The 10,615-nt window shown below is 49.1% G+C and carries 9 protein-coding genes and 1 pseudogene (1 of these 10 cut by a window edge); 5 read left to right on the plus strand and 5 right to left on the minus strand.

What is annotated here, in order from left to right; translation table 11 throughout:
- Nucleotides 1-111: 111 nt before the first annotated feature.
- Nucleotides 112-774: a 50S ribosomal protein L25/general stress protein Ctc gene (locus COV52_07585; protein PIR10741.1), complete on the plus strand. Its 663-nt coding sequence runs from the start codon at nt 112-114 to the stop codon at nt 772-774.
- 16 nt (nt 775-790) lie between these two features.
- Nucleotides 791-1,345: an aminoacyl-tRNA hydrolase gene (locus COV52_07590; GenBank protein PIR10742.1), complete on the plus strand. Its 555-nt coding sequence runs from the start codon at nt 791-793 to the stop codon at nt 1,343-1,345.
- A gap of 5 nt (nt 1,346-1,350) precedes the next feature.
- Here the strand turns inward: COV52_07590 and dacB are convergent, their stop codons facing one another.
- The 4 genes from dacB to COV52_07610 all read right to left on the minus strand — a co-directional run bounded on the left by dacB (nt 1,351) and on the right by COV52_07610 (nt 5,214).
- Nucleotides 1,351-2,793, minus strand: a complete 1,443-nt coding sequence (gene dacB, locus COV52_07595; GenBank protein PIR10743.1) for a D-alanyl-D-alanine carboxypeptidase/D-alanyl-D-alanine-endopeptidase — start codon at nt 2,791-2,793, stop codon at nt 1,351-1,353.
- A complete protein-coding gene (locus tag COV52_07600; protein ID PIR10744.1) occupies nt 2,793-3,149 on the minus strand; it encodes a hypothetical protein in 357 nt (118 codons plus the stop codon). The genes dacB and COV52_07600 overlap by 1 nt, the downstream gene beginning before the upstream one ends.
- A gap of 97 nt (nt 3,150-3,246) precedes the next feature.
- Nucleotides 3,247-4,464, minus strand: coding sequence for a Bcr/CflA family drug resistance efflux transporter (locus tag COV52_07605; GenBank protein ID PIR10745.1), 1,218 nt, complete (start codon nt 4,462-4,464; stop codon nt 3,247-3,249).
- 105 nt (nt 4,465-4,569) lie between these two features.
- Entirely contained in the window at nt 4,570-5,214 is a 645-nt protein-coding gene (locus COV52_07610) for a hypothetical protein (GenBank protein PIR10746.1), read from the minus strand.
- A gap of 140 nt (nt 5,215-5,354) precedes the next feature.
- On the opposite strand from COV52_07610, the gene COV52_07615 reads away from it, so the two are divergent.
- On the plus strand, nt 5,355-6,041 hold the full coding sequence (locus COV52_07615; GenBank protein PIR10747.1) for a cytidylate kinase: 687 nt from the start codon (nt 5,355-5,357) through the stop codon (nt 6,039-6,041).
- Nucleotides 6,042-6,168: 127 nt separating this feature from the next.
- The gene (locus COV52_07620) at nt 6,169-7,821 is read left to right on the plus strand and encodes a 30S ribosomal protein S1 (GenBank protein ID PIR10748.1); all 1,653 of its coding nucleotides are present in this window, start codon (nt 6,169-6,171) and stop codon (nt 7,819-7,821) included.
- A 136-nt stretch (nt 7,822-7,957) separates the two neighbouring features.
- Here COV52_07620 and COV52_07625 read toward each other — a convergent pair whose 3' ends face one another.
- Complete coding sequence (locus tag COV52_07625) at nt 7,958-9,151, minus strand: hypothetical protein (GenBank protein ID PIR10749.1); 1,194 nt, start codon at nt 9,149-9,151, stop codon at nt 7,958-7,960.
- Between the two features lie 120 nt (nt 9,152-9,271).
- Here COV52_07625 and COV52_07630 point away from each other — a divergent pair.
- Nucleotides 9,272-10,615 (plus strand): annotated as a pseudogene (locus tag COV52_07630) (hypothetical protein); it runs 10,275 nt beyond the window's last position.

Below are 10,615 nucleotides of genomic sequence, written 5' to 3' on the forward strand. Positions count from 1 at the left end.
GCACAAGCACGCCTTCCTATCTTTTTTATAAATTTCCTTTGGCGATTACCCATTCTGTGGTTATAATGACCGCCTTTTGAGCCAACCCACAGACGAAGTGGAGTAAGAACAATGTCAGAACTTGTACAATTAGAAGCCCAAACGCGGGATACACACGGTAAAGCCCAAGCACGTCGCATGCGTCGTGAAGACGGCAGGGTGCCAGGTGTTGTTTACGGTGCGAAAAAAGCGCCTGTCAGCATCAGCTTGCCGCACAACAAAGTGGTCAAAGCGCTTGAGCATGAATCCTTTTATTCACAAGTATTGGATTTGAAAATCGACGGCAACACTGAAAAAGTTGTGCTAAAAGATTTACAACGCCATCCCTATAAGTCTGTGATTTTGCACATGGATTTCATGCGCGTCGACGCAAACTCGAAGTTGACGATGACAGTGCCGTTGCACTTCATCAATGAAGAAGCCGCGGTGGGTGTGAAACAAGGCGGCGGTGTGATTTCACACAACCTGACCGAAGTTGAAGTCATCTGCTTGCCAGCGGACTTGCCTGAGTATATCGAAGTGGATATGGCGGCCATTGGGCTAGACCAAACCTTGCATTTGTCAGACATTCAATTGCCAAAAGGTGTTGAGATCGTTGCGTTAACACACGGCGATGATCACGACTATGCCGTAGTCGGTATCAGTGCACCAAGAGCGCAAGAAGAGATTCCTGACGGCGCGCCACAAGCCGGTGAAACTGAAGTACTTGGCGAAAAATCTGGCGACGGTGAATAATACTGCCGATATCCGAATGATTGTGGGCTTGGGCAACCCAGGCTCACAATATGAAAACACTCGCCACAATATTGGTTTTACCTTTGTCGATGAGCTTGCCAGAATCCACGGCGGCCAATTCAAACTTGAGAAAAAATTCAAAGCTTACGTGGGCAAAGTGCCTATCGATGGTCGTGAAATCATTCTACTCAAGCCCGATACCTTTATGAATTTAAGTGGCGACGCTGTGCAAAAGGCCTGCCATTTCTATAAATTTAAACCTGAGAATCTTTTGATTGTCCATGACGAGCTTGACTTGCCAGTGGGTGAGGGTAAGTGGAAATTCGATGGCGGTCACGGTGGTCACAATGGCCTTCGTGATATCACAGCCAAGCTTGCCAGTGCGGCGTTTTACCGTTTGCGCTTAGGCATTGGTCACCCCGGTCAGGCGCATTTGGTGTCTCACTATGTGCTGTCCAAACCTCAAAAAGAAGAAGCTATCGCGTATGATGCTTGCATCAGCGCGGCACTTCACAGTCTTTCTTATCTGCTAGAAGGCGATCTTCTGCGCGCGATGAATGCGTTTAATTGAGGGCGCTAATCTCTACGCAAAATGCTCAAAAGTTCATCTTGAAAATCACGCGCAGCTTGCACGCTGCCCGTGATGCCATTAACCATAATGGAAAATACCAGCGTCTGGCCGTTAATCGTTTTAATGTAGCCTGATAGCGTTGAGATACCGGTCATTGAGCCGGTTTTGGCTTCTACGCTGTTTTTCATATCAGGGCTTCGCATGCGTCGCCATAATGTGCCGTCTGTACCGGCTTCGGGCAAGCTTTCGATAAAATCTTTACGCAGGGCTTTGTCTTGATTGACGACGTATAGAAGCCGTGTGATTTGCAAGGGCGTGAGTAAGTCGTAGCGCGAGGCGCCTGCGCCATCACGCAAGCTGGCACGTTGGAAGTTAATGCCCGTTTTGTCATGCAAAACATTTTCGATTTCATCGGTGCCGAGCAAAAAGGTGCCTTGGCCGTATTCCTCGGCGCCCAAGGTTTTGGTGAGGCTTTCGGCGTAAATATTATTCGAGTCTTTCATCATGGTGATGATCAAGGTTTTAAGCTTGGCCGATTGTTTTTCACTCACCACGTTCAAGCCTTTGGGCGCTTTGCCGGTTTTAATGCTGCCGGTTAATTGAACATGATTTTCGACGAGCGCTTTGCGGATGATGCGCTCGGCGAACAAGGCCGGGTTTCGAAGCGCGAGCTTTAAGCCTTTGGGTTTATCATCGATGGGCCAGCAGCCGGTTAATTGATAGGTATTGTCATGGCTCACGTTAACAACCAAAGAGCAGTAGCGCATAGACTGTGCAAAAGTCACTGTTTTAATGTGGCTAGGCAGTTGACTAGTGTAGGCGCGGCCAATCGGGCTCGTGTAAACTTTTGCCGGTTTGTCTAAGGTTTTGTTCGGCACAATTTGGAAATACAGCGCATTTTGATTAATGAGGATAGCGCTAATGGGCGCCGTGTAATACCACACATGATCTTCGTACGATGAGCCGGGTGCATAGTCGGGCCGTGAAAAGCGTGAGTCGTCTAAAATAATGTTCCCACGAATTCTGTCAATATTGTGGCGCTTAAGTTCGGCAATAAAATGCTGTACGTCTTCTAGCGTGAGCGTGGGGTCACCGGAAAAAATAATATACGCATCACCGTTTAAAGTGTGCCCGCTGATATGCCGCTTGTTCAGCATTAAGCGTGTGCTGTAGTGATAATTGGGGCCAAGGCGATACAAAGCCGCGGCTGCCGTGAGCAGTTTCACATTGCTGGCCGGTGCAAACGTTTGGTAGGCATTGTGTTCGTAAATAATTTTGCCGTTGTCGGCGCTCATGACAGCCACACCAATATGTACTTCGGGTAGACTGTGTTTGATCAGCGTGTTGATTTGTGCGCTAGGGTTTGCGCAGAACACGGCGGCGCTAGCAACAATTGGCCCGAGTAAACTCAGGCCAATGAATCGTTGCACGGTCCTTTTAAGGCGCATTATTTCTTCTTGCGCGCCGTGGTTTTTTTAGTGGTTTTTTTTGCTGTTGATTTCTTTGCCGTCGTTTTCTTGGCGGGGGCTTTCTTAGCTTTTAGCTTTTTAGCATAGTCTTTTTCAAACTCAGCCATGGCTTTTTCCATGTAGGCTTCCATGGCGTTGCCTTTGGCATCCATGTCTTCCAGTGCGTCGATATAGCCGGCGCTATACACTTCTTCAAGTGCCTCGTTCAGGTGGTGATCTAGCGCATCTTTCTGTTCTTTAAGTTGCGTTTTTAACGTTTTGTTGTCTTCACGTAATTTTGCGACTTGCTCACGTAGACGAGTCACTTGTGTGTTAGCGGTTTTTTTTGCTGGCATGGTATAGCTCCTAAATAATGTGGCCTCATTGTGCCGATGTCTCGTTGAAAACACAAGGTCAAATGAAGCAAGTGCGTCAGTGACCCAGCAAGAGCCCCTAAACCGTATACCGCGGTTTATTGGGTCGCAGGGTGAAGAAAATGAAAAAGAGAATCAAGGCCAACACGGACTGCGATGCAAACATCACTGGCATGTCGAAGATGGCATTTTTGTGAATAATACTCAAAATGCCGGTGCTGAGTGAGGCGATACCCATTTGGAAAAAACCCATCATGGCAGAGGCCGCGCCGGTGACGTGTTCAAAGGGTAGTAGCGCATCGGCGGTGGATAGCGGAATCACAAAGGCGATGCCGGCAAACACGATCATCACGGGAATCACGGTGATCAGTAACGATTTATTCATTAAGCCTGCTAGAGCGAAAATACCTAAAATACCCGAGCCCACGCACATCAGCACAATGCCTGCGAGCACAAGATTGTTTTCTTTAAAGCGGCCGGTGAGAAAATTACAGCAGGCCGCACCAATCACAAAGCCGATTAAGACGCCCACGGCGATGATTAAAATCGCGATGGATGACATGTGCAACACATCCACCACCAAATTGGGTGCCGCAATCAAGGCATCGTACACAATCCCGATGGCCAAGCCCATGATCAGCAAGTGCGGTAAATAGTATGGATCTAGCATGAGCGAGCCATAATGTTTGAGCATCAATATCGGGTTGAGCGCGTTTTTGTCTTTGTGATGATTTGTTTCGGGTAAAAAGAAAATTAAACTGATAAATAGCAGTAGCGATAAGATCACAAGCACCAGAAAGTTGGCGTGCCAGCCAAACCGCGCATCCACAAAGCTGCCGACGATGGGGCCGAGCGCTGGTGCAATCGCAAAGGCGCCGTAGACTTTAGCAAACACATGACCCCGCTCACTTTCGGGGTAAGCGTCTCGGATACAGGCGCTGGCAATGACGCCGCCGGCGCAAGAGCCAATGGCTTGCACAAAACGCCCGGCAATCAGCTGCCAGATGCTAAACGAAAATAAACACACCAATGAGCCAATCACAAAAACCATGGCGCCCGAGAGCATAATCGGCTTGCGGCCAAAACGGTCAGACACTGGCCCGTAAAAGAGTTGGCTAATGGCATAACCTAATAGATAAGATGTCATGGTCAGCTGCACCAGGGAATAGTGCACGCCAAGTGAGTGGGCAATGCGTGGCAGCGAAGGCGTGTATTCTGTGTCACCAAACGGGCCAACCGAAACCATAAACACGAGAATGAGAATCGATGGCACCGCGCCTTTGACTTTATTAATCAACTTCTTGTCCCTGTCGTCAACGAGGCATTCAGTGTAACCAGTCTTGTCCAAGGCGGTCAAGGCGCCGATGAGAAAACGGGCGGCTAAAAAGCCGCTCGCATGAGATTAGAATAAGTAGCGGATACCGATATCTAAAAGATTGTTTTGGTAATAACCTTCCACTTTTTGACCTTCGTATTTTGATTCGATCTTCGCTGTACCAATGTGGCGGAACTCGCCGAAGACGGACACATTGTGCTTCACGTTGTAGCTCAAGCCCAAAATGCCCTGGTAGGCGAAGGCGGTATCAGTGTGATCGTAGTTGCCATCGTAGTGGTAGTCCGTGCTCACTCTTGCAGCACCCAAGCCTAGGCCGAAATAAGGTGTTAAAGCCGTACCCGTTGTGATGTCGTAGTAGCCATTTAACATGTAAGTCCAAGCGCTGGCATGACCACCGTTTAGTTGGCCATTGTTAGTGCTAGTGACTTTGTCGGTGCTATTTCGCAAATAGGTCACTGCAAATGCTGTACGCCAGTGTTGTGTGAAGCGGTAACCTGCGGCTAACTGGGCGTTCCAGCCAAGTTTGTAGCTTGCATCACCACCGATGCCTGCAGTTTGATCATATAGGTACTGATCTTGTAGATAGTTTCCACCGGCCATGGCTTCTGCATAAAAACCGTGCTGATTTGCTTGGCCTGCGTTACCGGCTACGGCCGTAGCGCCTGCTAAACCCAAGGCTAAAGCGCCTGCTAACGTGATGACTTTTTCCATTTACCTCTCCTTCCTGTATTGAATGGTAAAAAACGCTCATGACGATAGCTTTATCCTTGACGTTTTGCAAGCAGCGAAAACTTTACGGTCTGCTGTGATGTCCGTATAATGCCGCCCGAATCTATGACGAAGAGGCGCACATGGACAGACAAGCACCCGTGATCACTATCGACGGCCCAAGCGGTGTGGGCAAAGGCACCACCAGTCTATTGCTCGCAGATAAGCTCGCTTGGCATTTGCTTGATAGTGGGGCGTTGTACCGTGTGGTCGCGCTGGCCGCGACAAAGCGTGGCGTGTCCCTAGACGATGAGGCCACTTTGGCGGTATTAGCTGAACATTTGGATGTGCAGTTTAAGGCCAAGCAAGGCCAGTCGGCCCGTATTATTTTTGAAGGCAACGATGTGACCGACCAGGTTCGCACCGAGAAACAAGGTAACCTGGCATCCAAGGTGGCTAAATTGCCAGAAGTTCGCAAGGGGCTGTTTGCTCGCCAAAAAGCGTTTCAATCCCTGCCCGGTCTGATTGCCGAAGGTCGTGATATGGGCACCACCATTTTCCCCGATGCGGCCTTAAAGATATTCTTAACGGCAAGCGCTGAAGAGCGCGCCAATCGGCGCTTTGGGCAGTTGAAGGACAAGGGAATCAGTGTTAAACTCGCCGACCTTATCGCTGAAATTGCAGAACGCGATGAGCGAGATAGAACGCGAAGTGTCGCGCCGCTGATACCGGCCGAGGACGCGGTGGTGATCGATACCACCTGCCTCAACATCTCCGATGTGCTGTCTCGGGTAATAGTGGAAGTCAGGCGTTGCGGGCTTATAGCCTAAATCGTTTGGCCGTGTTTAATCATCTAACCTGAGTAAACCACTTTTTTGTATTGCCGTCATTGCGAGCGAACGGTAGTGAGCGCGGCAATCTGGCAAAAAAGAAACTCAGTTAAAAGGTAATATATAAATGAGTGAAAATTTCCAACAACTATTTGAACAAAGTGCCGCGTATAAACACATGCGCTCTGGCGATATCGTGGCCGGTACTGTTGTGGGTATGGAAAAAGATTTTGTGATCGTTAACGTCGGTTTGAAATCAGACGGTGCGATCCCTGTGGCGCAGTTTGAAGACCACCAAGGTCAGACTGATGTGAACGTTGGCGACGTGGTTGATGTCTATGTTGAAACCATCGAAGACGGTTTTGGTGAAACGCGTCTATCGTACGAAAAAGCGAAACGTGCCGCGTCATGGATTGAACTTGAAAAAAGCATGGAAGACAGACAAACCGTCATCGGTCACATCACAGGCAAAGTCAAAGGTGGCTTTATTGTGGATGTGAAAGGCGTGCGCGCTTTCCTACCGGGTTCTTTGGTCGATGTGCGCCCTATGCGCGATACGTCTTATTTAGAAGGCAAAGAAATCGACTTCAAAGTTATTAAAATGGACAAAAAACGCAGTAACGTCGTGGTATCACGTCGTGCGGTGGTCGAAGAAGAGCAGAGCGGCGATCGTAAAGCCTTGCTTGAAAACCTTCAAGATGGCCAAGTGGTTAAAGGTATCGTGAAGAACTTGACCGATTACGGTGTGTTCGTGGACCTTGGCGGGGTTGATGGTCTATTGCATATCACTGACATGTCTTGGAAGCGTATCAAGCATCCAAGTGAAATGGTGAAAATGGGCGACGAAATCGATGTGAAAGTGCTTCACTTTGATCGCGATAAAGGCCGTGTATCACTCGGTATGAAACAAATGGGCGACGATCCTTGGGTCGATGTTGCTGGCCGCTTCCCAGTGGGCACGCGATTGACTGGTCGTGTGACGAATATCACCGATTACGGTTGCTTTGTTGAAATCGAAAACGGTGTGGAAGGTTTGGTTCACATGTCTGAAATGGACTGGACGAACAAAAACATTCACCCAAGCAAAGTGGTTGCATTAGGCGAAGAAAAAGCGGTAATGGTCTTGGAAATCGACGAAACACGTCGTCGTATCTCGTTGGGTATGAAGCAATGCCAAGACAACCCTTGGGAATCGTTTGCTAAATCCTTCAAAGAAGGCGACAAAGTGAAAGGTTCGATTAAATCGATCACGGATTTTGGTATCTTCATCGGCTTGGATGGTCAAATCGACGGTTTGATCCACTTGTCCGATATTTCTTGGAGCGAATCTGGCGAAGCGGCTGTGCGCAACTTCAGCAAAGGCCAAGAAGTGGAAGCAATGGTATTGGGTATTGATCCAGAACGTGAGCGTATCTCTTTGGGTATCAAACAGTTGGACCACGATGTGTTCTCACAATACGTGAACGACAACCCAGTCGACAGCAAAGTCAGCGGTAAAGTGCTGGCTGTGTCTGAAGCCGGCGATTTGGATATCGAGTTGGCCGATGGCTTAAGCGCCCAATTGACCGTGGCTGAAATGACCAAAGACGCGATTGGCAAATACGCCGAAGGCGACAAAATCGAAGTGCGTATCGCGAACGCTGACAAGCGCTCACGCCACATCGAGTTATCGTTGAAAGCGAAAGCGGCTCGTAAAGCGGCACCTAAAGCGGCGGCAAACACCACATTGGGTGATTTGATCAAAGCGAAGATGGAAGACCGTGAAGAGGGTGATGCCTAAGGCATCACCTTTGATCGTGCGTGATGCGAGCGAACGCTAGTGAGCGTGGCAATCTTGCTCATGAATGTAGGATTGCTTCGTCGCTTCGCTCCTCGCAAAGGCGGTTGCGACACGCATCGATGACGATTACCGTTCTCTAACGGATACTGATGAGAGGTGTTGTGTCCGCTGCCGTACCGCTGTCCTGCTGTGGTCGCGCCGGGAAAAAGCAGCGGCTTAGGCCCCATACTAAGAAAACAACGGCGTAGGATGCGAGAATGCCGGCCAGTGTGCTTGTGCCACTAAATGCATTAACACCCATACTCATAATACTGAGAAGATTTCTCGCGCAAGCGGCGGCGATGGTTTCTGTATTTTGTGGCGGAAAAAAATTGAAGCTTTCTGTCTGGCAGCTTAGCGTTTGGTTGCCGTGGGCCAGGGGTGTGTTCAAGGCTTGCGTGGCAAAGTCACCCGAAGAGATCGCATCATAATAAATTTTGCCCGAATAACGCCAGGCGGCAAAGAAGGCCAGTGGCGCGGCTGTGCCAATGAGTGCTAATACGATAGATAGGGCAAGTCTTGCTCTTGGATGCTGTACGCTTGCGTTTACTGGCTTGTCTCTTTCCTTTCGGTATTCTTTAATTTCACGAATGATGTGTAGCACGTTTGCGCCAATGCAAAACAAAGCAGCTGTGATCGTCGGTGCTAAAAAAGATCGCACGGGGTCATACAGGCCGAGGAAGCTTTGTAACGTAGTAAAAAGACTATCTTTTGTGCCGGAAAACACCCTTGCTATATCCGCATCGTTAAAGTTGAGCAAGGTTTTACTTTTTGACAGTAGGTCACTGTTTGATAGAGCGGCAAAGCTTGTGTAAGCCATAACTGTTGGGCCAAACATGCACATCACAAGCGGCAAGGCAAAACCCCAAATGGTTTTGATATAACCCGGTGGGTTGAGTATGCTTTGACCGCAATGCTGAATGTGGCATTTTCTTTTGTGTCGAGCTGGGGTTTCTCCACCGCGGCCGGTCTTAAGAGCGGCGGGGGTAGCAGGAGTATGACTGTCTGGATCTGCCGCTCGTCGTCGATTCCCTGCCGCAAAAGTACGGGCCTGCGAACTGCTTGGTGGGCCTGCTAGGCTTTGTGTTGGAAGGTAGGGGGGGGCGGCGGCCGCATTTAAACTTAATTCAGTGCTGGGCCCCACCGGGTTCGTTGCTCTATCTGATGACGTTGCGGCAGGGGGTTGTTGTGTTGCTTGAGCGGCTGCAGGTGGTCGCTGCGGTAAGGCAAGGGCTCGTTGTTTGGCGGCGGGTTGATCGCTCTGCTCGCTCTGTGTATTTGGCTGCGGCATCGTAGGTGTCCTTTGGATTTTTTATTGGCGCTCATTTTAACACCAAAGTCTTAAGATTTTATTAACAATTAGCGCGTACACTGCATTTCAATTGATTATAAAATAATAGGTCAGCCGACGATGCGTCATTATTATGTCATTATTTTGCCTGAACACACTTTTGATCAAACACTTGCGGTGATTGGTGATATCGTTAGGCGCCTTAAAGATTTAGATGGGCTTAGAGGCAATAAATACAAGGTTCAGCAGGTTGGCAGCCTGACCTTTTCAGGTTCTATGGCTGAGCGTCATGGCTATCGGGATACGGCGGCGGTGGTTGTTTCGACGAACCAGCCTCTGGGTTCAGATATAGCAAGAGAATTGACCGATGAAACCGTTACTCGTGATACTGATATCAAAGTTGCGCTTGAACTCGTAAAGTATGATCCGACCCCTTACCTCAGGGTTGTCCAAGCTTTTCTGAACAAAATTAAAAAAAAGAAGTTTGTGAGTGAGAAATCGCCTGAAGTGCTTGCTCGCCAAGGCCGCTTGCGGGATTGGGCTTGCACCCCTTTGCCATTAGAGGATCGTTTTCAAACCTTTGTTGAGGTCAGGGGCCATCTAGAAGTGTTGTTTGAACTGGGTTTGGTTCATAAAGGCTCGGTTAATCAGCTGACGAGATTGATCCACGCTGACTTTGATGAAGCTGAGGGCTTGGATGAAGTTGAAGTTGCAAAAATCTCTGATTTTTTGCAGCGCCTCAAATCACCAGAGGATGCTCCTGTGCATACTCCAGAGCTTCTTGCTGAGCTAGAAAATGCGTATTATCGAGTGATCCAGTTTCAAAAAGAGCATCGTATTGCTTTAAACGATTGTGAGTGCTTGCTCGGGAATTTGCGTCAGGCGATCATTAAGGTTCAACCGGCTGCTGACGCCTGTGAACTGCGTCGAATCTATGATTTTTTCGAGATGCTTCAAGATAAACACGAATATACTCGGGCCAATCTCACCAAGTTGTTGAACTTCGAACAAAGAGTGGTGTATTTATACCAAAACACGAGGGTTGATGAAAAAGAAGCGAGTCGATTGATTGGAGGGATTAAAGCCTGGATAGCTGAAATTGAGAATCATCTCGAGACGGCTTCAGACCTTGCGAGTGATGTTCCAGAGCTTCCTCATGATGGCCCCAGAATTTTGACTAACGCCCCGCTGATTCCAGTACCACTGGCGGCTTCACCTGCGCCGGCTACTCCTGCAACTGCTTCTGTCGGTGAACCTGCGAACCAACCCGGCACACTTGACCCGGCGCCATTACCGTCACCGGGCCCAAGCTTGGGCCCTGATTCTATCGATGTGAAAATCAAAGAGGTCAATACCTTGGTCGCGCAGCCGCACGCGCCAGGGAGAGGCGAAGCCGACGGCGCGCAGCCCGCGGTAGCTGGCGATTTTCCGGAGAGCGTAGCGAGTCCTGAAAATCTTTCTGCC

The organism is Gammaproteobacteria bacterium CG11_big_fil_rev_8_21_14_0_20_46_22, from assembly GCA_002796245.1.
Classification (GTDB): domain Bacteria; phylum Pseudomonadota; class Gammaproteobacteria; order UBA12402; family UBA12402; genus 1-14-0-20-46-22.

What these genes read in the sequence shown, in the direction of transcription:
- COV52_07585 (PIR10741.1), top strand. Translation starts at nt 112, where the DNA reads ATGTCAGAACTTGTACAATTAGAAGCCCAAACGCGGGATACACACGGT.
- COV52_07590 (PIR10742.1), top strand. Translation starts at nt 791, where the DNA reads ATGATTGTGGGCTTGGGCAACCCAGGCTCACAATATGAAAACACTCGC.
- dacB (PIR10743.1), bottom strand. Translation starts at nt 2,793, where the DNA reads ATGCGCCTTAAAAGGACCGTGCAACGATTCATTGGCCTGAGTTTACTC.
- COV52_07600 (PIR10744.1), bottom strand. Translation starts at nt 3,149, where the DNA reads ATGCCAGCAAAAAAAACCGCTAACACACAAGTGACTCGTCTACGTGAG.
- COV52_07610 (PIR10746.1), bottom strand. Translation starts at nt 5,214, where the DNA reads ATGGAAAAAGTCATCACGTTAGCAGGCGCTTTAGCCTTGGGTTTAGCA.
- COV52_07615 (PIR10747.1), top strand. Translation starts at nt 5,355, where the DNA reads ATGGACAGACAAGCACCCGTGATCACTATCGACGGCCCAAGCGGTGTG.
- COV52_07620 (PIR10748.1), top strand. Translation starts at nt 6,169, where the DNA reads ATGAGTGAAAATTTCCAACAACTATTTGAACAAAGTGCCGCGTATAAA.
- COV52_07625 (PIR10749.1), bottom strand. Translation starts at nt 9,151, where the DNA reads ATGCCGCAGCCAAATACACAGAGCGAGCAGAGCGATCAACCCGCCGCC.